The sequence below is a fragment of the Ectopseudomonas alcaliphila genome, from assembly GCF_900101755.1.
In the GTDB taxonomy this organism is placed as follows: domain Bacteria; phylum Pseudomonadota; class Gammaproteobacteria; order Pseudomonadales; family Pseudomonadaceae; genus Aquipseudomonas; species Aquipseudomonas alcaliphila.
The window spans coordinates 287,957-310,329 of the sequence record NZ_FNAE01000001.1; the positions used below are offsets into that span (position 1 = coordinate 287,957).

Genomic DNA, 22,373 nt, shown 5'->3' on the forward strand with positions numbered 1-22,373 from the left:
GACCCGGATGCAATCCGGGCGGCATCCATCAACAGCCAGGTGACTGCTTCTCCAGCTTCTTGGCCTCGCCCCACAGCGCATCCAGCTCCTCCAGCGAGCAACCGTCCATGCTGCGTCCCGCTTCACGCACGCTTTGTTCGATAAAGCGAAAACGTCGCTCGAACTTGCCGTTGGCCGCACGTAGCGCGGTTTCCGGATCGACCTTCAGGTGCCTAGCCAGGTTGGTGACGACGAACAGCAGGTCGCCGATTTCCTCGGCAACCGCCTCGGTATCGTTCTCGCTCATGGCTTCGAGCACTTCGTCGAGTTCTTCGCGTACCTTGTCCACCACCGGCAGTGCCTCGGGCCAGTCGAAACCGACCTGAGCTGCACGCTTCTGCAGCTTAGCCGCACGCGAGAGCGCCGGCAGTGCAGTGGGTACATCGTCGAGCAACGACAGTTGCTCGGGGGCGGCAGCCTTTTCGGCGCGCTCCTGCGCCTTGAGTTCTTCCCAGCGTTGCTTGACCGCGGCCTCTTCCAGCTTCGCCGCATCCGGCGCACCGTACAGATCGCCGTCGGGAAACACGTGCGGGTGGCGGCGGATCAGCTTGCTGGTGATGCCATCGACAACCCGGGCAAAGTCGAAACGTCCCTCCTCCTGCGCCAGCTGGCTGTAATAGACCACCTGGAACAGCAGATCGCCGAGCTCACCCGGCAGATGCTCGAAGTCGCCACGCTCGATGGCGTCGGCGACCTCGTAAGCCTCTTCCAGAGTGTAGGGCACGATGGTCGCGTAGCTTTGCTTCAGATCCCACGGGCAGCCGTGTTGCGGGTCACGCAGACGCGCCATCAGATGCAGCAGGTCGTCGAGTCGATACATGAAAGCTCTCGCTAGGGTTTGTACGAAAAGTCGTCGAGCGAAGGTCAGGCAATACCGATGGCGGCCCCGCGAAATCGCTCGAAGAAGCGCAGTTTACGTGTTGTAAATGAGCATTCTGAGAGCGATTTCAACGCAGCATCACCGAGCGCAGGCACTTTCCGTACGAAGCCTAGGATACGCGGTGGCGACGCGCCTCGATGATATTGGGCAACTGACCGATACGTGCCAGCAGACGGCCAAGGGCATCGAGCCCCGGAATCTCCACGGTGATCGACATGGAGGCGGTGTTGTCCTCCTTGTTCGAGCGGGTGTTGACCGCCAGCACGTTGAGCTTCTCGTTGAGCAGCACCTGGGTCACGTCACGCAGCAGACCGGAACGGTCGTAGGCCTTGATGACGATCTCCACCGGGTAGGTCTGCACCGGCACCGGGCCCCAGCTCACCTGGATCATCCGCTCCGGCTCGCGCGCAGTCTGCTGCAACGCCGTTGGGCAGTCCTGACGGTGAATGGTGACGCCACGGCCGAGGGTGATGTAACCGACGATCGGATCGCCCGGCAGCGGCTGGCAGCAGCCGGCCATCTGCGTCAGCAGGTTGCCGACCCCTTGGATCTGGATATCGCCACGCTTGCCCGGCTTGAAGCCCTGCGCCTTGCGCGGGATCAGCTCCAGTTGCTCGTTGCTGCGTTCCGGCTCGAGCAGTTGCTGAGCCAGGTTGGCCGCATGGGCCAGGCGCACGTCGCCGGCGCCCAAGGCTGCGAACAGATCCTCGGCGGTTTTCAGGTTGGCCTTCTCGGCCAGCTTGTCGAAGTCCGCGCCAACCAGGGCCAGGCGCGCCAGCTCGCGTTCGAGCAACTGCTTGCCGGCGGCGACGTTCTGGTCGCGATCCTGCAGCTTGAACCAGTGGACGATCTTCGCCCGTGCGCGGCTGGTGGTGACATAACCCAGGTTGGAGTTGAGCCAGTCGCGACTGGGCGTGCCCTGCTTGCTGGTGATGATTTCCACCTGCTCACCGGTCTGCAGACTGTAGGTCAGCGGCACGATGCGGCCGTTGATCTTGGCGCCCCGGCAGTTGTGGCCAATCTCGGTGTGCACGCGGTAGGCGAAGTCCAGCGGCGTGGCGCCCTTGGGCAGGTCGATGGCGTGACCGTCGGGGGTGAACACGTAAACCCGATCCGGCTCGATATCCACGCGCAGCTGTTCGGCCAGACCGCCGATATCGCCCAGTTCCTCGTGCCACTCGATGACCTGGCGCAGCCAGGAGATCTTCTCTTCATAATGGTTGGAGCCGGATTTGACGTCGGTGCCCTTGTAGCGCCAATGCGCGCAAACCCCCAGCTCGGCTTCTTCGTGCATGGCGTGGGTGCGGATCTGCACCTCCAGCACCTTGCCCTCCGGCCCGAGCACGGCAGTGTGCAGCGAGCGGTAGCCGTTTTCCTTGGGGTTGGCGATGTAGTCGTCGAACTCCTTGGGAATGTGTCGCCACAGGGTGTGCACGATGCCCAGGGTGGTGTAACAGTCGCGCACCTCCGGCACCAGCACGCGCACCGCGCGCACGTCGTAGATCTGGCTGAACTGCAGGCCCTTGCGCTGCATCTTGCGCCAGATCGAATAGATGTGTTTCGCCCGGCCACTGATGTCGGCCTTGATGCCGGTGGCTTCCAGCTCCTGACGCAGATGCGCCATGGCGTCGTTGATGTACTGTTCGCGATCGAGGCGACGCTCGTGCAGCAGCTTGGCGATCTGCTTGTACTGCTCCGGCTCCAGGTAGCGGAAGGACAGATCCTCCAGCTCCCACTTGATATGGCCGATACCGAGACGGTGAGCCAGCGGCGCGTAGATGTCGAACACCTCACGCGCCACGCGCTGACGCTTCTCTTCGTCGGCTTCCTTGATCGCGCGAATGGCGCAGGTGCGTTCGGCCAACTTGATCAGTGCCACGCGCACGTCATCGACCATGGCCACCAGCATCTTGCGCAGGTTCTCGACCTGCGTCTGCGAGCCGACCACCACCGACTCACGCGGATTGATACTGGCGCTGATCGCCGCCATGCGCAGCACGCCTTCGATCAGCTTGGCCACCACCGGACCGAAGCGCTGATGCACCGCGGCCAGGGTGATCTTGCCCTCACGCACGCCGCGATAAATGATCGCCGCGACCAGCGAATCCTGATCGAGCTTGAGATCGGCGAGGATTTCCGCGATGTCGAGACCGGCGCGGAATGTAGACGCGTCCTCGCTCCAGTGATGCGGTGTGGTGTTGGCCTGCTGCTCCAGATCACGGGCGAATTCGCAGGCTTCTTGCAACGCCTGACGATCCAGCGCCGGATCGACGCGAGTGACATGCTCCAACCAGGCCTCGAGATTGATGCTGCCGTCATCGTTGACCGGCTGATGCGCTCTCACCTGAACCATCGTCTTACCTTCCCTACGGCGCGCATAGGTCGCACCGAGCAGTCGCCGGCCTTCTCTGAGCCGGTCGGATTAACTGAAAGAATGCGCATCCTGCACATCCCTGCGGTACCGAACGTACCGCTTTGGCCCAAGACCTAAGTCTCGGGTTTCTCGAATAGAGCCATCGCCTCGACATGTGCCGTCTGCGCGAACATGTCGAGAATCCCGGCGCGGCGCAGGCGATAGCCCTGCTGCGCCAGCTCGGCCGCATCGCGCGCCAGGGTGGTCGGATTGCAGGAGACATAGACCAGGCGCCGCACGCCCAACTTACTCATCCCACGCACCGCCTCCAACGCACCATCGCGCGGAGGGTCGAGCAGCGCCGCGGTAAAACCGCCACGCGCCCAGGCCTCGGAGGCCAGCGGGTTGGACAGATCGGCACGAAAAAAGTGCGCATTATCCAAGCCATTGTTCTGCGCGTTGCCAGCGGCCCGCTGCACCATCGCTTCGACACCCTCCACAGCCACCACTTCAGCGGCCTGCCGCGCCAGCGGCAGGGCGAAATTGCCCAGACCGCAGAACAGATCCAGCACCCGCTCGCCAGGTTGCACTGCCAACCAGTCTAGCGCCTGAGCGACCATCGCCTCGTTGACCAGACCATTGACCTGTACGAAATCCCCCGGACGGTAGGCCAACTGCAGTTGCCAGCGCTCCAGCTGGAAACCCAGCTCGGCGGACGGATCGTCGGGCTGCGGCTGCCCTTCACCCTGCAACCACAACTGCGCGCGATGCTCACGGCAGAATGCACGCAGGTGGCTCAGATCAGCCTCCGTCAGCACTGCAGTGTGGCGCAGCAGCAACGCTTCGGCAGTACCACTGAACAACTCCACGTGCCCGACTGCCTGCGGTTTCTCCAGGCTGCACAACAGCGTCGGCAACGCGCTGAAAATGGGTTGCAAAGGCTGTACCAGCACCGGGCAGTCGTCGATGGCGACGATGTCCTGGCTGGCCTCTGCGCGAAAGCCGACCTGCAGCTGACGCGCCTTGGCGTCCCAGCGCACGGCGATACGCGCGCGGCGGCGGTAGCCGAATTCAGGACCGGCCAGCGGCGCGGCCCACTCATCCGGCTGCACACCGCCCAGACGTGACAGTTGCTCGGCCAGCGTGCGCTGTTTCAGGGCCAACTGATCGGCATGGGGCATGTGCTGCAGGTTGCAACCGCCACAGCGGTCGGCGTGCATGCAGGGCGCCTCACGGCGCTCACTGCTGGCGGTGATGATGCGCTCGGCGCGCGCCTCAACGGTCTGGCTGCGGGCGCTGAGCACCCGCGCTTCGACCTGCTCACCGGCCAGGGCGCCGCTGACGAACCAGGTGCGCCCGCTTTCGAAGGCGATGCCACGACCGTCACCGGCCAGGCGTTCGATGGCGAGCTTCTGCTTCTTGCCGACCGGAACCTGCGCCGCACGACTGCCGCCGCTGGGCTGAAAGCGCAGGTTGGAGCTGCGTCTGGCCATCAGCGCGCCGGTTCTTCGTAAACGCCGGTGGACAGGTAGCGGTCGCCGCGATCGCAGATGATCGCCACCAGCACCGCGTTTTCCACTTGCTGCGACAGACGCAGCATGCCGGCCACCGAACCGCCGGAAGACACACCGCAGAAGATGCCCTCTTCCCGCGCCAGGCGGCGCATGACGTGCTCGGCCTCGGTCTGGCCCATGTCCATCACCTGATCGACCCGTTCGGCCTGATAGATCTTCGGCAGATATTCCTCGGGCCAGCGGCGGATGCCGGGAATGGCCGAGCCCTCCTGCGGCTGCAGACCAACGATCTGGATCGCCGGATTCTGCTCCTTGAGGTAACGCGAGGTGCCCATGATGGTGCCGGTGGTGCCCATGGAGCTGATGAAGTGAGTGATGGTTCCGCCGGTCTGGCGCCAGATTTCCGGGCCGGTACCGCTGTAGTGCGCCTCGGGATTATCGCCGTTGGCGAACTGGTCGAGCACCTTTCCGCGCCCTTCGGCCTGCAGCCGCTCGGCCAGGTCACGCGCGCCCTCCATGCCCTCCTCCTTGCTGACCAGGATCAGCTCGGCACCGTAAGCGGTCATTGCCCACTTGCGCTCGGCGGTGGAGTTGTCCGGCATGATCAGGATCATCTTGTAGCCCTTGATCGCCGCCGCCATCGCCAGGGCGATGCCGGTGTTGCCGCTGGTGGCTTCGATCAGGGTGTCGCCAGGCTGGATATCGCCACGCAGCTCGGCGCGATTGATCATCGACAACGCCGGGCGGTCCTTGACCGAGCCGGCCGGGTTGTTGCCTTCCAGCTTGACCAGCAGGGTGTTGCTGGTTTCGCCGCCCAGGCGTTGCAGGCGTACCAGGGGGGTATTACCGATGCAGTCGGCAATGGTGGGGAATTGCAGGGTCATGGGTCGCTCGAATCCAGACTGACGCGAAGGGGCATCATGATACGCCGAACCCGTCGCTTCATCACGCCATGATCGGTTGCAGGGCGTGATCGAGCCTCGACCCGAATGCTGTCCGGGATCGTCTGATGGTGGCCCGGATGGCATCCGGGCCATGCCATTTCTTTATTGCGCGGCGGCGAAATCCTTCAGGGTGCTCATCAGCCCCTGGTGGCCGCCAGTGGCGATGTACCAGGTCGCCGGATCGAGGTAGAACACCTTGCCATCAGCCCAGGCCTTGCTGGCTGTTATACCGGCATGCTTGCCCAGCGTCTCGTCGGCCTTGCCTTCGCCGCCGGTTGCCGCGCCACGATCGAGGATCACCAGCCATTGCGGCTGTTCTTTCAACGCCGCCTCCAGGCGTACCTGCTGCCGCTCGCGCAGTTGCCTGGCCTCGGGTGAATCCGGCGCCGGGCGCCCCTGCGCAACGCTCGCCGGGTCCACCGGCTCGACCACCGAGCGAGTGCCCAGCACTTCGTTGAGCATGCCGAAACGCTCGCCCGGCGCATGCAGCATCAGCGCGTCATTGACGGTGAACAGCGTCAGCGAACTCAGGCCGGCGGACTTGGCATGAACGGCAGCCAGCTCCTTGTTCAGTTGCGCTTGCAGCTGCGCAGCCTGCTCCTGCTTATCGAAGATTTCGCCCAACAGTTGCAGATTGTTCTGAACACCCGCCAGGAACTGGTCCGGCGCGATGCTCAGGTCGATGGTCGGCGCCAGCGCCGAGAGCATCTCGAACTGATTGCTGGAGCGGCCGGCGATGATGATCAGGTCAGGCTTGAGCCGTTCCAGGGCCGCCTGATCCGGCTCGAACAGGGTGCCGACATTGACGGTCTCGCGCCCTGCGTATTGTGCTTTCAGGTAGGCCGGCCCGGCCATCTGCGGCACGCCAGCGGCGGCGATGCCAAGGGCGTCGAGCGTGTCGAGCACGCCCAGATCGAAAACGGCGACGCGCGTGGGCGCCTGGTCCAGCGTCAGCTTGCCCTGGCCATGTTCGATCACCAGCGGGTAGGCGGCCTGGGCCGATACGGCGCACATCAGCGCGCCAAGGTACAACAGGTTGATCAGGGTACGCTTGAACAGCGTCATATCGCTTTCCTCACTTTTTGAGTGTTCGGGAATGCCGCAGCAGCGCGCCAGGAGCTGGTGGCAAAGGCCGCCCGGAAGGACTCCAGGGCAGCCTGGAAGCTGTGCTGCGGATCAGAAGTTCTGGGTCAGGCCGAACACGTACCGCCTGCCATCGAGGTTGTAGGCATAGTCATCGTCGGTGGTGACTTCCTTGTTGGTGACGTTGTACACGCCGAACTTCAGGCTGAGGTCCTTGGTCGGCCTGTACACCAGACCGACGTCGGCAAAGGTATAGGACGGGTAGGTCACACCATTGGTGGAAGCACCACTGGTGCCGGTCTGCCAGCGCCCGGATGTTTCGCCCCGGTAATTGAGCTGGGTCCAGAGGTTCAGCTTCTCCGTTGCTTGCAAGTCCAGCGAGACGTTGAACATGTGCTTGGCCATGTCGTTGAGCGGCTCGCCCTTGTACTGGCCGGTCTTCTGCTCCGTGCGGGTATAGGTGTAGCTGTGGCGATACATCAGGTTGTCGAGTAGCTGGTAATCCAGGGTGAACTCGACGCCACGGAGCTCTGCCTCGTCCACGTTTTCGTAGGCGGTGTAGCCGAACTGGTGCGCCGGGTAGGTGGCGCCGTTGTACACGCAGGGCACGTTCGGCTCGCAGACACGACCGGTGCGGTTGATCTTGTCCTTGTAGTCGGTCTGGTAGACGGTCAAGGTCGTGTTGAGACCCAGATCGACGTTCTCGTAGCCGATGCCGATCTCGCGATTGAGGCTGGTCTCCGGCGTCAACTCGGGGTTGCCGATGATGACGCCGCCCCTCGAGGTGGAGCCAAAATCGGTTGCGGCCTGACGCAGGCTAGGTGCCTTGTAACCGGAGGTCACACCGCCCTTGAGGGTGAAGTTCTCGGTCAGGTGATAGACGGCATAGACCTTGGGACTGACTTCGCTGCCGAACGCCTCGTTGTCGTCATAGCGGGCACTCAGGGTCAGCGACAGGTCGTCGGTCAGGCTCCAGTTGTCTTCCAGGAAGATCGAGTTCTGGTAGCGATCCATCTCCACTACGGCATCGGCAACCGCAACGACCGGCGGACGCAGTCCGCTGCTGGCACCGTCCTTGAGCTCCTCGTACTTGTGGGTCAGGCCACCGGTCAGCGCATGGGAGCCGAGGAAATAGGTCGCCTGGGTGTTGGCCGTCAGCACGTTGTACTCGATGCCATTGCCGGTATTGGCGTTGACCCGGGTCGGGTTCTCCGAGGTGTCGTAGTTGACGTAGGTATCCAGCAGCAGGTTGTCGTAACGCCCTTCGTGGGTGATCGCGTAGGTCTTGAGGATCGACTCGTTGTAGCTCGGCTCATCGGCCACGTCGATGCTCTTACCCGGATTGGCCCAACGCCGTTGCAGCGCCTCGTTGTAGTTGAAGGTGACCAGGTTCTGCTCGTTGATGTTCCAGCCCAGCTTGCCGCCCAGGTTGCTTCTTCTGTACCTGGGGTCGGAGGCAGCGCTGTCGTCACCGCCGAGGAAATGGCTTTCGTCCTGGTGCAGGAATGAACCGTTGACCTGCAAGGCCAGCACATCCTCGATCAGTGGCGCGTTGAGATAGGCGCTGGTCTGGTAACCGTCCTCGTTCACCTTGTTGGCGCTGTCGGCCAGGCTGTACTCGGTGGTGATGCTACCGGCGAACTCGTTGCGGATTTTCTTGGTGATGATGTTGATCACCCCGCCCATGGCATCGGAGCCATACAGGGACGACGCCGGGCCACGAATGACCTCGATGCGCTCGATCGCCTCGATGGGTGGCAGGAAGTTGATCGGTGTACCGTTCTGGGTACCGTTGAGGCCGAAGGCGTCGTTGCCCTGCATCGGCCGACCATCGATCAGAAACAGCGTATAGCCGGAGGTCATGCCACGGATCTGGATCGAGCGCTCCACACCACCACCGGCAATCTGCACACCTGCCACATTCTTCAGCGCGTCGGTCACATCGGTATAGGAGCGCTTCTTCAGCTCTTCTGCGGAGATGACCGTAATGGCGGCGGGAGCGTCCTTGACGCTTTGCTCGAAGCCCGTGGCGGTGACGACCACCGCTCCGAGTTCCAGTTGCCTGGACTTCTCGTCGGCAGCAACCGAGCAGGCCAGCGAAGCCAGCGCGACTGCCAATAGGGTTTTCTTGAATCGAGGCCGAGACGATGCAACGAGACGTCGCGGGTTCAGTGACATGTGGATTGCTCCCAGTGATCGAGGTGAATCGAGTTGTCGGCTTGTTTCCAGCGACCGTCCTGCACAGGAACTCGAACCCTGCACTCCCCCGGACATAGGCTTCGCTGGCTGACCCATTCCGCAACATCGGCGGCATGCTCCGCCGTGGTCAGCGGAAGCAGCCTGCATGCAATGGTCGAAACCAATCGAAAGGGCCGTGGCAAAGCCTCGGATGGACAACACGCCATCGAGAGCGAGCACCAGGAAAAAAGAAGCGCCACTACTTGCCGGCCCTGTCGGGTCAGACACAAATAGTAAGAATTTACATTTGAGAGTAAATCTAATTTACGAACTATACACTTTGCAGGCGGAGCTTAAGCCGCAGCCCAGGCGCGGCATTCTCTGCCCACAGATAACCGCCCTGAGTCGCGATCATGCTGCGCGCAATGGCCAGCCCCAGGCCGAAGCCATCACCACCCGGACGGGCAGCGCTGAGCCGGGTGAAGGGACGGAAGATGGTCTCAAGCTCGCTCTCGGCGACACCCGGCCCCTGGTCCTCGATCCATAACAGCCATTGGTCCCCTTCGCGCTGTCCGGCCAGGCGCACCACTGCGCCTTCCGGCGAGTGGCGAATGGCATTGCGCAGGATGTTTTCCAGCGCCTGCGCCAGACCGTTGAGATTGCCCAGCACCCGGCAGTCGGCCGGCAGCTCGCAGGGCATACGCTCGATCGGCCAGCCCGTCTCGAAGCCGGCGTTCTCCCGCAGCACATCCCAGAGCCTGACGATATCCACTTCTTCCAGCGGCAAGCTGGGTCTTTCGGTGTCCAGCCAGACCAGCTCCAAGGCATCGCCGACCAGCTTTTCCATTTCCTCGACTTCACGGGCCAGACGCTGACGCAGGGCCTCGACGTCCTGTTCGCTCTCCCCTGCCACGCGCAAGCGGGCCAACGGCGTGCGCAGTTCGTGGGACAGGTCGCGCAGCAGCTGGCGCTGGAACATCACGGTGCCCTGCAGGCGTTCGGCCATATGATCGAAGGTTCGCGCCAGCTCGCCCAACTCGTCTTTGCGCCGTGTCACCTGCGGCCCGAGCCGGGCAGACAGGTCGCCAGCGCTGAGCGCGGCGGCCTGACGCCTGAGAATCGCCAGCGGCGCGATCAGCAGGCGGTAGAGCAGAACGGCCACGACGACCGCCAGAATGGCCGGCAGCACGCGCTGCAGCAGCAACTCCCACAGCTCGTTGTACTTGCGCGGGTTCAAACGCTGCGGCAACTCCATGACCAACCGGGCATTGCCGTCGTTGAAAGGAATGTAAAAAGTCGGCGTGCCACCTGGTCGTCCGACCGGGAAATCCAACCTGCGCACGAAATCAAGGCGCTGCGCCTGCTCGGCCGTCAAGGCTTGCGAGGACAGCGAAGCCTTGTGCTCATCGACCACCACAGCCCAGATCTGCTCACGCTCCTGCAGCCGCTGCAGGAAGGTATCGACGCCAGGTGCGCCCTCCTCGCGCCACGTCGCTTCCGCCTCCTGGGCATAGCCTTTGAGCGTCTGCCTGGTGGATTCGGGCAGATAGGAGGTCGCATCGATCAACTCGCGGCCCACATCCACATGCAAGCTGACCAGCAGCAGGCAGAACAGCGCCAATGCTCCGGCCAGCCGCCACAGCAGTGAGTGCCGCCCCGGCAGGTTCATGCCCCGGCCTGCGTCAGGATATAGCCCTTGCCCCAGACGGTATCGACACGCGTCGCCTCATAGCCGACGGCCTGCAACTTGCGCCGAATGTGGCTGACGTGCATGTCCAGGCTACGGTCGTGCTGGGCGTAGGCGCGGCGCAGCGCCTGCTGATAAAGGAAGGGCTTGCTCAACGCCTCGTCCCGGTGCCGCCAGAGCAGCTCCAGCACCCGGTATTCGCTGGGCGTCAGGCCGACCCAGGTGCCACGAAAAACCACATCGCAACGCCCCTCGTCGAACTGCAAGCCGTTGCCCTCCGCACTCGACTGCGGCTCGCGACGTTCATAGGCAACACGCCGCAGAATCGCATCCACTCGAACGCTCAGTTCGCCGAGACTGAAGGGCTTGGGCAGATAATCGTCGGCGCCCTGACTGAAACCGGCGATGCGATTCTGCTCATCGCCCAGCGCGGACATCAGCAGAACCGGCACGCTGCAGCGCTGGCGCAATTGCTGCAGCGCCACCAGGCCGTTGGTGCCGGGCAGCAGGATATCCATCAGGATCAGATCGAAATCCTCGTTCTCAGCCAAGCGCAACCCATCGCTACCGTCATGACTGAGGGTCACGTCGAAGCCACGGGCCATCAGGTGAGACTGCAGGTGACTGGCAAGCAGAGGGTCGTCCTCGACGGCGAGGATCCGGGCTGGAGAAGCAGAGCTGGCATTCATGAAGAGAAACCGAACAGGCAGAATGAGAACAATTCTACCTATTAAACGACAATCGCTCATCTACAGATTCCGCCGCGCTGAATCGCTACACTGCCCAGATGTCATTAAGGAGGAACGTCGTGTTCAAGGATCTAGGCATCAAAGGCCGCGTGCTGCTGCTCACCCTGTTCCCCACCAGCCTGCTGGCTCTGGTACTGGGTGGCTATTTCACCTGGGTGCAGTTGTCCGGTTTGCAGACGCAGTTGCTGCAGCGCGGTGAGATGCTGGTCGAACACCTGGCGCCCCTGGCAGCCCCCGCGCTGGAACAGAAAGCCCTGAAAAAACTCGAGCGCATCGCTCAACAGGCACTGGAGCACCCGGATGTGCGTGCGGTGGGTTTTCTCACCCCTGAGCGCGCCTCACTGGCACACGCTGGGCCCAGCATGCTCAACCCGTCACCCGGCGGTCAGCCGGGCATCAGCTTGCTCAGCGGCCAGGACGCCACGCGCTTTCTGCTCCCGGTCTACGACCAGCACCTGGTGCTCAGCGACGATTTCACTGAGGATCGCCAGCTGGAGCTGCTCGGCTGGGTCGAACTGGAGCTTTCGCATCAGGGCACCTTGCTCAGCGGCTACCGCAGCCTGTTCGCCAGCCTGCTGCTGATCGCCGGCGGCCTTGCCGTTACCGCCCTGCTTGCCCTGCGCATGGGCCGCAGCATCAACGAGCCATTGCGCGAGATCAAGGCCGGTGTCGCCCAACTCAAGGACGGCCACCTGGAAACCCGCCTGCCACCGCTGGGCAGCCATGAGATGGATGAGCTGGCCGCCGGTATCAACCGCATGGCCGAAGCCCTGCAGAACGCGCAGGAAGAACTGCAGCACAGCATCGAGCAGGCCACCGAGGACGTACGGCAGAACCTGGAAACCATCGAAATCCAGAACATCGAGCTGGACTTCGCGCGCAAGGAGGCCCTGGAAGCCAGCCGCATCAAGTCCGAGTTCCTGGCCAACATGAGCCACGAGATCCGCACCCCGCTCAACGGCATCCTTGGCTTCACCAACCTGCTGCAAAAGAGCGAGCTCAGCCCGCGCCAGCAGGACTACCTGTCGACCATCGAGAAATCCGCCGACAGACTGCTCGGCATCATCAATGAGGTGCTCGACTTCTCCAAGATCGAAGCGGGCAAGCTGATGCTCGAATCCATCCCCTTCAACCTGCGCGATCTGCTGCAGGACACCCTGACCATCCTCGCCCCCGCGGCCCACGAAAAGCAGCTGGAGCTGGTCAGCCTGATCTACCGCGACACACCGCTGGCTCTGCGCGGCGACCCACTGCGCCTGAAGCAGGTGCTGACCAACCTGGTCAGCAATGCGATCAAGTTCACCCGCGAAGGCACCATCGTCATGCGCGCCATGGTCGAGGATGAAAGTGCCGACAGCGCACAACTGCGTATCAGCGTGATGGACACCGGCATCGGCCTGTCGGATGAAGACCTGCGTGCGCTGTTCCAGGCCTTCAGCCAGGCCGACAACTCGCTCAGCCGCCAGGCCGGTGGCACCGGCCTCGGCCTGGTGATTTCCAAGCGTCTGATCGAGCAGATGGGCGGCGAGATCGGCGTCGACAGCACCCCGGGCGAAGGCTCCGAGTTCTGGATCACCCTGACCCTGCCCAAGGCCCGCGACGACGCCGAAGACCTGCCGCGTGCCGCCCTCCAGGGCCGCCGCGTGGCCGTGCTGGAAAGCCACGAGCTGGCGCGCCAGGCGCTGGCCCACCAGCTCGAAGACTGCGGCCTGGAGGTGGAAAGCTTCGCCGACCCCGGCCAACTCTTCGATGCAGTGAGCCAGCAGCAGAATCGCGAACACCCGCTGAGCCTGGCTGTTCTTGGCATCACCGCCAGCCAGCTACCGCCCGACACCCTCGGTCAACGTATCGAGGATCTCGACCGGCTCGGCTGCAAGGCCCTGGTGCTGTGCCCGACCACCGAACTGGGGCTGTTTCATGAATCGCTGCCCGATGCCTACGCCCAACTGCAGGCCAAACCAGCCTGCACACGCAAACTGTACAAGGCGCTGGTGGAGATGGTCAGCCCGCAACGCCCGTCCAGCGAGTCGGTCACCATCGGCAACACGCGCCGGCCGCAAATCCTCTGCACGGACGACAACCCGGCCAACCTGCTGCTGGTGCAAACCCTGCTCGATGACCTCGGTGCTCAGGTCACCGCCGTGGACAGCGGCTACGCGGCTATAGAAGCGGTACAGCACGGTAGCTTCGACCTGGTGTTCATGGACGTGCAGATGCCCGGCATGGATGGCCGCGAAGCCACCGAAGCGATTCGCCAGTGGGAAAGCGAACAGGGCCGCAGCGCCACGCCGATCATCGCCCTCACCGCCCACGCCCTGGCCAACGAGAAGCGCGCCCTGCTGCAGAGTGGCATGGACGACTACCTGACCAAGCCGATCAACGAGCGCCAACTGGCCCAGGTGGTGCTGAAGTGGACGGGGCTTAATCTGCGCAACCAGCCGAACAACAGGGTGGTCCCGGCTGCTGCGCCGCAGTCGCAGCCCAAGGTACTCGACGCCGAAGAAGGGCTGCGCCTGGCCGCGGGCAAAGCCGATCTGGCGGCGGACATGCTGAGCATGTTGTTGGCCGGTCTGCCCGGCGACCGCCAGGCGATCCGCCAGGCGCGCGATGCCGGCGAACGCACCGCACTGATCGAGCGGGTGCATCGCCTGCACGGTGCCACGCGCTACTGCGGGGTGCCGCAACTGCGCATGGCCTGCCAACGCAGCGAGACGTTGCTCAAACAGGACGACCCCGAGGCCCAGCGCGCCCTGGACGAACTGGACGCAGCGATCGAGCGCTTGACCGAAGCGGCGGCACAAAGTGCCTGAGGACCTGCCATGCGTATCTGCCTGTTCAGCAGCAAAACCTACGACCGCGACTCTTTCCTGGCGGCCAACGGCTCGTCCGATTGGCACCTGCAGTTTCATGAAGCGCGCCTGACCCGCGACAGCGTAGCACTGGCCACAGGCAACGACGTGGTCTGCGCCTTCATCAACGACGACCTGTCGGCAGCGGTGCTCGAACAATTGGCGGCCGGCGGCACGCGTCTGATCGCCTTGCGCTCGGCCGGCTACAACCATGTCGACCTGGCAGCGGCGCAGCGCCTCGGCCTGCCAGTGGTGCGAGTACCGGCCTATTCACCGCATGCCGTGGCCGAACACGCCGTGGCCCTGGTGCTGGCCCTCAACAGGCGCATCCACCGCGCGTTCAACCGCACGCGCGAGGGTGATTTTTCCCTGCATGGCCTGACCGGCTTCGACTTGCATGGCAAGACCGTCGGCGTGGTCGGAGGTGGCAAGATCGGCCAGGTATTCGCCCGCATCATGCACGGCTTCGGCTGCCAGGTGCTGATCTACGATCCGTTCCCGCTGACCGGGCTCGGTGAGCTCGGCGCACGACAGGCATCACTCGAAGAGGTGATCGCCAGCAGCGACATCCTCAGCCTGCACTGCCCGCTGACCGACGACAGCTACCACCTGATAGATGCCGCACGTCTGGCTCAGATGAAACGTGGCGCGATGCTGATCAACACAGGCCGCGGCGCGCTGGTCGACGCGCCGGTCCTGATCAAGGCCCTGAAAAGCGGCCAGCTCGGCTATCTGGGCCTGGATGTCTACGAGGAAGAGTCGGAGCTGTTCTTCGAGGATCACTCCGACCTGCCACTGCAGGACGACACCCTGGCCCGCCTGCTGAGTTTTCCCAACGTCATCGTTACCGCGCACCAGGCCTTTCTCACCCACGAGGCGCTCGACGCCATCGCCCGCACCACCCTGGACAACATCGCTGCCTGGCTCGCCGGCCAGCCGAGCAATGAGGTCAAGGCCGGCGCGTGATAGCATGCCGGCTGATCTGGAGGACCCATGGCCGAACACGATTTCCGTTATTCCCTGCTCAACCCGCAACACACCCTTACCGAGTGCCGCGCACTGGCGCCGGGCCGCTACCAGGTCACCGGCAACGGCGGTTTTATCCAGGCCAATGACGTGCTGCTGGTCACTCTCAAGGGCAGCCGCGACCTGCACATGCGCCTGGAGGTGGAGAAGGTTCGCCACCTGATCAACCCGCCCGGCCAATGGCTGGCCGTATGCAAGGGCCCGCAGTTCAAGGAGCTGGCCATTCATAACTGGCAAGTGAACTGCGACAGCTGCGGCAAGCAGCTTGATTTCGAATTCGCCGTCGACGCCGCCTTGGGCAAAACCGCACAAGCCCCGGCCGCCGAGGCACGTATCACCGAACTGGGCTGGCGCAACGACGCCGGCCGCCATTTGTGCCGCACCTGCCAGGAGGCCTGACACCATGTACCGCGCCCTGCCCCTCGCCCTGCTCGCCGCCACTTTGGCCGGCTGCGCCAGCGACGCACCGCAGCTGGAAACCGAACGCAGCTACCAAGTGGAATGGATCGGCGAAAGCCCGCTGATCGACCGCAGCCACCTGACCGTCACGTTTGCCGCTGACGGTCGTGCTCACGGGCACGCCGGCTGCAACCACTGGTTCGCCGGCTACACGTTAAAGGGTGATGCCGTCCGTTTCGAAGCCCCGGGCAGCACCCGCAAGATGTGCGCGCCCTCACTGATGGAGCAGGAGCAGCGCTTCCTCGCGGCATTGACTGAAGTGCAACGCTGGGACTTCAACGACATCGGCCAGCTGCAACTGTGGCCTGTCACCGGCAAGCCGATCCGCCTCTGGCCGCAATGATCGAGTCGTGAAGGTACTCCGTGGGAGGCGCTTCAGCGGCGCTACATTTATTGATGATCGCGGCTAACGCCCCTCCCACAACGGCAACTACGCGAACAGATCGAGCTGCTCCTGCCGCCCGCGCAGATCGTGCAACCTGACGCCCACACCGAGCAACCGCACCGGCTTGTTGCCACGGGCGAATGCGTTGCTCAGCAATAGCCGGTAGCTTTCCAGATCCCGACTGGCCCCCGCCTGCTCCAGAGTGGTCTGGGTGAAATCGTGGAACTTGACCTTGACGAAGGGCTTGTCCGGTCGATAGCTGGCGTCCAAACGCTGCAGGCGACCGTTCATCTCCTCGAGCAGCGCCGGCAGTTTGCCCAGACAGGTATCCAGGTCCGGCAGGTCCTGATCGTAGGTGTGCTCCACACTCAAAGACTGGCGACGGCTGTCCACCTGCACGGCGCGCTCGTCAATGCCGTGGGCCAGCCGCCACAAGCGCTCGCCAAAACTGCCGAACTCACGCACCAGCACCAACTTGTTCCAGTCACGCAGATCCAGACAGGTGCGGATGCCCAGGCGCGTCAGCTTGTCCGCCGTGACCTTGCCGACGCCATGCAGCTTGTTCACCGGCAACTCGGCCACGAAATCATCGACCTGATCCGGGGTAATCACGAACAGCCCGTTGGGTTTACGCCAGTCGCTGGCGATCTTGGCCAGGAACTTGTTCGGCGCGACACCGGCCGACACGGTGATGTGCAGCTCCTGCGCCACACGACGGCGAATTTCCTGAGCGATGCGCGTGGCACTGCCGGCGAAATGCGGCGAGTCGCTGACATCCAGATACGCCTCGTCCAGCGACAACGGCTCGATCAGATCGGTGAACTGGCGGAAGATGCCATGAATATCGCGCGACACCGAGCGGTACACCTCGAAGCGCGGCTTGACGATCAGCAGGTCCGGGCACAGCTTCAACGCATGCCGCGACGACATGGCCGAACGCACGCCATAGGCACGCGCCTCATAGTTGCAGGTAGCGATCACCCCACGCCGGTCCGCCGAACCGCCGACAGCCAGCGGCCGACTGGCCAGGCTCGGGTCGTCACGCATCTCGATGGCGGCATAGAAGCAGTCGCAGTCGACGTGGATTATCTTGCGCACAACACCCTCGGAAGCCTCGTCCAGCCTGGCCTGGAGCCAGGAAGTCTAACAGTTGTTTGACGCTAAGCACCTGAGTTGAAAACACTTTTCTTGAAAATAGCGGTTGACAGCCCAGCTTCTGGCTGTAGAATGCCGACCCACAGACGCGGGATGGAGCAGTCTGGTAGCTCGTCGGGCTCATAACCCGAAGGTCGTAGGTTCAAATCCTGCTCCCGCAACCAGCTTCACGAAAAGGCCACTCAATCGAGTGGCCTTTTTGCTTTGATGGAAAATTAACTTTTTCGATCAAAAGAAACAAATCGATTGACAACATATTAAGTAAGCGTAGAATTGCCGGCGCGGGATGGAGCAGTCTGGTAGCTCGTCGGGCTCATAACCCGAAGGTCGTAGGTTCAAATCCTGCTCCCGCAACCACCTTCAGATAAAGGCCACTCAATCGAGTGGCCTTTTTCGTTTCCGAGCGTTGATCTTCCTCAGTTTTCCTTAAGCCAAGCGCTCCTATGCTTGACGTACCTGCCGCAGATGCAGGACATCGACCGAGGAAAGCTTGTATGAATTGGAAAAACACCCCACCCCGCTATGGACGCCTCTCCATCGGCCTGCACTGGCTGATGCTGATCCTGATCGCGGCGGTTTACGCCTGTATCGAACTCAAGGGCAATTTCCCCAAGGGTAGCGATACCCGCGAACTGCTCAAGCAATGGCACTTCATGCTCGGCCTGAGCGTCTTCGCACTGGTCTGGCTGCGCCTGCTGGCCCGCGCACTCAGCCCCACCCCAGCCATCGAGCCGCCGCTGCCGACCTGGCAAGCCCTGCCTGCCAAACTGATGCACCTGGCACTCTATGCACTGATGATTGGCGCGCCGCTGGCCGGCTGGCTGATCCTCAGCGGCGCTGGCAAGCCCATCCCCTTCTTCGGCCTGGAGCTGCCCGCGCTGATCGGCCCGGACAAGGAACTGGCCGGACAGATCAAGGAACTGCACGAGTTGGCCGGCACCGCCGGTTACTGGCTGATCGGCCTACACGCCATTGCCGGCCTGTACCACCATTACGTGGCGCGCGATAACACCCTGACGCGCATGCTGCCGGGGCGTAATTGAGGTGAAGGCGCCTCTGGTCAAGCGCACGAAGCGCCGCTAGAATTGCGCACTTTTTGATCAGAGGCGCCACTCAGGCGCCCGTTAGAGGTTAGCCCGCATGTCCACCGCCACCCCGAAAGTCGGATTCGTCAGCCTTGGCTGCCCGAAAGCAACCGTCGACTCCGAACGCATCCTGACCCAACTGCGTATGGAAGGTTACGAGATCGTACCGACCTACCAGGATGCCGACGTGGTGGTGGTCAACACCTGTGGCTTCATCGACAGTGCCAAGGCCGAGTCGCTGGACGCCATCGGTGAGGCGCTGGCGGAGAACGGCAAGGTGATCGTCACCGGTTGCATGGGCGTGGCCGAAGACAGCATCCGCAACGTGCACCCCAGCGTCCTGGCGGTGACCGGCCCGCAGCAGTACGAGCAGGTGGTCAACGCCGTGCATGAGGTGATCCCGCCGAAAGCCGAGCACAATCCGCTGATCGACCTGGTACCGCCGCAGGGCATCAAGCTGACGCCTCGCCACTACGCCTACCTGAAGATTTCCGAAGGCTGCAACCACAGCTGCAGTTTCTGCATCATCCCGTCCATGCGCGGCAAGCTGGTCAGCCGTCCGGTGGGCGACGTGCTCAGCGAAGCCGAGCGCCTGGTCAAGGCCGGCGTCAAGGAGCTGCTGGTAATCAGTCAGGACACCAGCGCCTACGGCGTCGACATGAAGTACAAGCTGGACTTCTGGAACGGCCAGCCGGTGAAGACGCGCATGCTCGAGCTGTGCGAAGCGCTGTCGTCGATGGGCGTGTGGGTGCGCCTGCACTACGTCTACCCCTACCCCAACGTCGATGACGTGATCCCGCTGATGGCCGCCGGCAAGCTGCTGCCGTACCTGGATATCCCCTTCCAGCACGCCAGCCCGAAAGTGCTCAAGTCGATGAAGCGCCCTGCCTTCGAAGACAAGACCCTGGCGCGCATCAAGAAGTGGCGCGAGATCTGCCCGGAGCTGACCATTCGCTCCACCTTTATCGTCGGTTTCCCCGGCGAGACCGAGGAAGACTTCCAGTACCTGCTGGACTGGCTGACCGAAGCCCAGCTTGATCGCGTCGGCTGCTTCCAGTACTCGCCTGTAGAAGGCGCACCAGCCAACGACCTGGGCCTGGAAGTAGTGCCTGACGACGTCAAGCAGGACCGTTGGGAGCGCTTCATGGTGCACCAGCAGGCCATCAGTTCTGCACGTCTGCAGGCCAAGATCGGCCTGGAAATGGACGTGCTGGTCGACGAAGTGGACGCCGAAGGTGCCGTGGCCCGCTCCTGGGCCGACGCCCCGGAGATCGATGGCAGCGTGTTCATCGACTCCCCCGACGTCAAGCCGGGCGACAAGGTACGCGTGCGTATCGTCGATGCCGACGAGTACGACATGTGGGGCGAGCTGGTCTGACCGACCTATCTCCTGAAAAGCCCCGCAGCATGCGGGGCTTTTTCTTTCCCGGCACCACAGCTTCTTGCCGGTACAATGACCTTCTTTTTGTCGAGCGCCGTCATGAGCGAAGCCACCCGTCTGTCCAAACGCGTCATCGAACTGTTCGGTTGCTCGCGCCGTGAAGCCGATCTTTACATCGCCGGCGGCTGGGTGACGGTGGACGGCCAGGTGGTCGAGGCGCCGCAGTTCAAGGTCGAGGATCAGCGCGTCGAGTTGCATCCCGATGCCAGCCTCGACCCCGTGGAACCCGTCACCCTGCTGGTGCATGGCTCGACTGGCTGCAACGCCGCACAGTTGCAGCACCTGCTGGTGCGCGAACGACACTGGGAACAAGATCCGCACGCCCAGCGCGTCCTGCATGGCCACTTCCTGCGCCAGGAGCAGAGCCTGCCGCTGCAGACCGGCGCCAGCGGCCTGATGGTGCTTAGCCAGGACTGGCGTACGCAACGCAAGCTGCGCGAGGACGCGGCCAAGCTGGAGCAGGAATACCTGGTCGAAGTAGCCGGCGAAGTGCCCGCCAGCTCACTGGAACGCCTGAAGAAAGGCTGGTTGCACAAGGGCACGCAGTTCCCGCCGTGCAAGGCCAGCTGGCAGAGCGAACAGCGCCTGCGCTTCGCCCTGAAGAACCCGGCTCCCGACCTGCTGCGGCAGATCTGTGCGGCGTTGGGCCTGAAGGTGCTGGGCATGAAGCGCATCCGCATCGGCGGCGTACCCATGGCCAAGTTGCCGGTCGGGCAATGGCGCTATCTGGGCGAGAAGGAACGATTCTGAGGTCGTGTTAGGCTGTGTCCGTCACGCTCTGGAGACCACCATCATGCGCACCCTGCTCCTTACCGTACTGCTCGCACTGAGCCTGCCCAGCCTCGCTGCACCTGCACCGTTCTTCCTCTGGCAGAGCAAGGTCGATGGCCACCTGACCTGCGCTCAGGTCAGCCCTGGTGAGGGCTGGATTCGCTTCACCGGCCCGTTCCGCGACGCTGGCTGCCGGGTAGCGCACGACGCGCCTGTGCGTAGCCGCTAAGTAGAACGCCATGCAGCATCTGGTTTCTCCGGTCGGTATCGTTCGCTCCTGCTTCAAGGAAAAATTCGCCATTCCTCGCCAGCCGCACCTGGCGCCCGCCGCACGCGGCGTGCTGGAACTGCTGCCACCCTTCGATCAGGGCGAGGCCGTCCAGGGTCTGGAACAGGTCAGCCACGTCTGGTTGCTGTTTCTCTTTCACCAAGCGCTGGAAGACAAGCCGCGCCTGAAAGTGCGCCCGCCACGGCTGGGCGGCAACCAGGCGGTCGGCGTGTTCAGCACCCGCGCCACCCACCGCCCCAACGGCATCGGCCAGTCAGTGGTGCGCCTGGAGCGAGTGGAGCCGGACCGCCTGCACCTGTCCGGCATCGATCTGCTCGACGGTACCCCGGTACTGGATATCAAGCCCTACGTGCCCTACGCCGATGCCGTGGCCGATGCGCGCAACGACATGGCCGACGCGCCACCACCCCTGATCGCCGTGGACTGGCAGGATGACGCCCTAAACCTGGCGCACCAGCACGCGCAGCGCCTGGGTGAACCCTTGGTGGAGCTGATCGAGCAGTGCCTGGCGCAGGATCCGCGCCCTGCCTATCAGCAGCCGCAGCCCGAGCGGCGCTATGGCGCATGCTTCTGGGATCTGGACGTGCACTGGCACTATCCCGAGCCAGGGCGTATCCGCGTGCTGGATGTGCAGATGGCACAGAGCACGGCCTGACCGAGCCAAGCCTTCGGAGCGGCCGGAGCCCAGGGCTGCCTCTCTTCAGCGTGATGGATTGAGCGCCAGCATATCGGCTTCGATAGCCTCCTGACGCTCGATCAGCGGTTCCACCAGCGGCCGGCTGGCGAGGAAGTGCGCGGTTCGCGTATGCGCCTCGAAAGCCGCCTCGTCGACGTACACCTCATACAGCCAGACCCGATCGGGGTCACTGCGGTCACGCATCACGTCGAAGGTCAGGCAGCCCGGCTCATCGCGCACCGAAGCGGCCGCGTTGACACCCATGGCACCCATGAACGCCCCGAAACTGCCAGGTTTGAGTTGGGTCTTGAGCAATAGCACGTACACAGCGAACTCCATTTTGTTTTATATTCGAAAATAATTGTATACAAACTGGAGTACAAAAAGATGCTCGAACGCCCATCGCGCCTCAATGGCCTGCGCCACCTGGCCCTGCTGGTGCCCAATCTGGAAGAGTGCGAGCGCTTCTACGTGGACGTGCTGGGCATGCAGTTGCTGCACCGCGCCAACGAGGACCTAGTCTACCTGACCTGCGGCAACGACAACCTGTCGCTTGGCCGCGCTTATGCCGAGAGCCACGGCGTACCGCTGGTCGATCATTACGGTTTTATCGTCGACAGCGTCGAGGAACTTGACGCCTGGTACCAGTACCTCAAGGCACAAGGGGTGACGCTGCTGGATAGGCCCTTCGACCATGGCGACGGCGCGCGCAGCTTTCACCTGCTGGACCCGGCTGGCAACAAGGTCCAGCCGCTCTATCATCCTGCAATCTCGGGCCAGCGCTTCAACCAGCCGCAAGCGTAGCGACCG

General features: G+C 63.2%; 19 protein-coding genes, 2 tRNA genes and 2 pseudogenes. 13 read left to right on the forward strand and 10 right to left on the reverse strand.

Going from position 1 to position 22,373, the window contains the following annotated elements:
- Nucleotides 1-28: 28 nt before the first annotated feature.
- The 8 genes from mazG to BLR77_RS01380 all read right to left on the reverse strand — a co-directional run bounded on the left by mazG (nt 29) and on the right by BLR77_RS01380 (nt 11,367).
- On the reverse strand, nt 29-859 hold the full coding sequence (gene mazG, locus BLR77_RS01345) for a nucleoside triphosphate pyrophosphohydrolase (protein WP_074675106.1): 831 nt from the start codon (nt 857-859) through the stop codon (nt 29-31).
- A 169-nt stretch (nt 860-1,028) separates the two neighbouring features.
- Nucleotides 1,029-3,272, reverse strand: coding sequence for a GTP diphosphokinase (gene relA / locus BLR77_RS01350; RefSeq protein WP_074675107.1), 2,244 nt, complete (start codon nt 3,270-3,272; stop codon nt 1,029-1,031).
- A 134-nt stretch (nt 3,273-3,406) separates the two neighbouring features.
- On the reverse strand, nt 3,407-4,765 hold the full coding sequence (gene rlmD, locus BLR77_RS01355) for a 23S rRNA (uracil(1939)-C(5))-methyltransferase RlmD (RefSeq protein ID WP_074675108.1): 1,359 nt from the start codon (nt 4,763-4,765) through the stop codon (nt 3,407-3,409).
- Nucleotides 4,765-5,670 carry a cysteine synthase CysM gene (cysM, locus tag BLR77_RS01360; protein ID WP_055987183.1) on the reverse strand — a complete coding sequence of 302 codons (906 nt, stop codon included), beginning with the start codon at nt 5,668-5,670 and terminating at the stop codon, nt 4,765-4,767. Before cysM ends, rlmD begins: the two co-directional genes overlap by 1 nt.
- Before the next feature lie 162 nt (nt 5,671-5,832).
- Entirely contained in the window at nt 5,833-6,795 is a 963-nt protein-coding gene (locus BLR77_RS01365; protein WP_074675109.1) for a siderophore ABC transporter substrate-binding protein, read from the reverse strand.
- Nucleotides 6,796-6,906: 111 nt separating this feature from the next.
- Nucleotides 6,907-8,931, reverse strand: a complete 2,025-nt coding sequence (locus BLR77_RS01370; RefSeq protein WP_238380528.1) for a TonB-dependent receptor domain-containing protein — start codon at nt 8,929-8,931, stop codon at nt 6,907-6,909.
- A 391-nt stretch (nt 8,932-9,322) separates the two neighbouring features.
- Entirely contained in the window at nt 9,323-10,660 is a 1,338-nt protein-coding gene (locus BLR77_RS01375; protein ID WP_074675111.1) for a sensor histidine kinase, read from the reverse strand.
- A complete protein-coding gene (locus tag BLR77_RS01380; RefSeq protein WP_074675112.1) occupies nt 10,657-11,367 on the reverse strand; it encodes a response regulator transcription factor in 711 nt (236 codons plus the stop codon). The genes BLR77_RS01375 and BLR77_RS01380 overlap by 4 nt, the downstream gene beginning before the upstream one ends.
- 119 nt (nt 11,368-11,486) lie before the next feature.
- Here BLR77_RS01380 and BLR77_RS01385 point away from each other — a divergent pair.
- From BLR77_RS01385 to BLR77_RS01400, 5 genes and pseudogenes are all read left to right on the forward strand, one after another.
- Nucleotides 11,487-13,419: pseudogene (locus BLR77_RS01385) on the forward strand (ATP-binding protein); the annotation flags it as partial.
- A 62-nt stretch (nt 13,420-13,481) separates the two neighbouring features.
- A pseudogene (locus BLR77_RS25920) lies at nt 13,482-14,237 on the forward strand (response regulator); the annotation flags it as partial.
- A 9-nt stretch (nt 14,238-14,246) separates the two neighbouring features.
- On the forward strand, nt 14,247-15,242 hold the full coding sequence (locus BLR77_RS01390) for a 2-hydroxyacid dehydrogenase (protein WP_074675114.1): 996 nt from the start codon (nt 14,247-14,249) through the stop codon (nt 15,240-15,242).
- A gap of 27 nt (nt 15,243-15,269) precedes the next feature.
- Entirely contained in the window at nt 15,270-15,701 is a 432-nt protein-coding gene (locus BLR77_RS01395) for a hypothetical protein (RefSeq protein ID WP_074675115.1), read from the forward strand.
- A gap of 4 nt (nt 15,702-15,705) precedes the next feature.
- Entirely contained in the window at nt 15,706-16,104 is a 399-nt protein-coding gene (locus BLR77_RS01400) for an META domain-containing protein (protein ID WP_074675116.1), read from the forward strand.
- Between the two features lie 87 nt (nt 16,105-16,191).
- Here the strand turns inward: BLR77_RS01400 and dinB are convergent, their stop codons facing one another.
- A complete protein-coding gene (dinB, locus tag BLR77_RS01405; RefSeq protein ID WP_074675117.1) occupies nt 16,192-17,244 on the reverse strand; it encodes a DNA polymerase IV in 1,053 nt (350 codons plus the stop codon).
- Nucleotides 17,245-17,388: 144 nt separating this feature from the next.
- Here dinB and BLR77_RS01410 point away from each other — a divergent pair.
- The 7 genes from BLR77_RS01410 to tsaA all read left to right on the forward strand — a co-directional run bounded on the left by BLR77_RS01410 (nt 17,389) and on the right by tsaA (nt 21,542).
- A tRNA-Met gene (locus BLR77_RS01410) sits at nt 17,389-17,465 on the forward strand.
- Nucleotides 17,466-17,581: 116 nt separating this feature from the next.
- Nucleotides 17,582-17,658 (forward strand) — tRNA-Met (locus BLR77_RS01415).
- A gap of 137 nt (nt 17,659-17,795) precedes the next feature.
- Entirely contained in the window at nt 17,796-18,344 is a 549-nt protein-coding gene (locus BLR77_RS01420; protein WP_074675118.1) for a cytochrome b, read from the forward strand.
- 97 nt (nt 18,345-18,441) lie between these two features.
- Nucleotides 18,442-19,764, forward strand: coding sequence for a 30S ribosomal protein S12 methylthiotransferase RimO (gene rimO / locus BLR77_RS01425; protein ID WP_074675119.1), 1,323 nt, complete (start codon nt 18,442-18,444; stop codon nt 19,762-19,764).
- 102 nt (nt 19,765-19,866) lie between these two features.
- The gene (locus tag BLR77_RS01430) at nt 19,867-20,577 is read left to right on the forward strand and encodes an rRNA pseudouridine synthase (protein WP_074675120.1); all 711 of its coding nucleotides are present in this window, start codon (nt 19,867-19,869) and stop codon (nt 20,575-20,577) included.
- A gap of 43 nt (nt 20,578-20,620) precedes the next feature.
- Complete coding sequence (locus BLR77_RS01435) at nt 20,621-20,827, forward strand: hypothetical protein (protein ID WP_074675121.1); 207 nt, start codon at nt 20,621-20,623, stop codon at nt 20,825-20,827.
- Between the two features lie 10 nt (nt 20,828-20,837).
- Complete coding sequence (tsaA, locus tag BLR77_RS01440) at nt 20,838-21,542, forward strand: tRNA (N6-threonylcarbamoyladenosine(37)-N6)-methyltransferase TrmO (RefSeq protein ID WP_074675122.1); 705 nt, start codon at nt 20,838-20,840, stop codon at nt 21,540-21,542.
- Nucleotides 21,543-21,587: 45 nt separating this feature from the next.
- Here tsaA and BLR77_RS01445 read toward each other — a convergent pair whose 3' ends face one another.
- Nucleotides 21,588-21,890 (reverse strand): putative quinol monooxygenase, encoded by a 303-nt coding sequence (locus BLR77_RS01445; RefSeq protein WP_074675123.1) that lies wholly within the window; start codon nt 21,888-21,890, stop codon nt 21,588-21,590.
- 60 nt (nt 21,891-21,950) lie between these two features.
- Here BLR77_RS01445 and BLR77_RS01450 point away from each other — a divergent pair, with 60 nt between their 5' ends.
- Nucleotides 21,951-22,367, forward strand: coding sequence for a VOC family protein (locus BLR77_RS01450; protein ID WP_074675124.1), 417 nt, complete (start codon nt 21,951-21,953; stop codon nt 22,365-22,367).
- Nucleotides 22,368-22,373 lie beyond the last annotated feature (6 nt).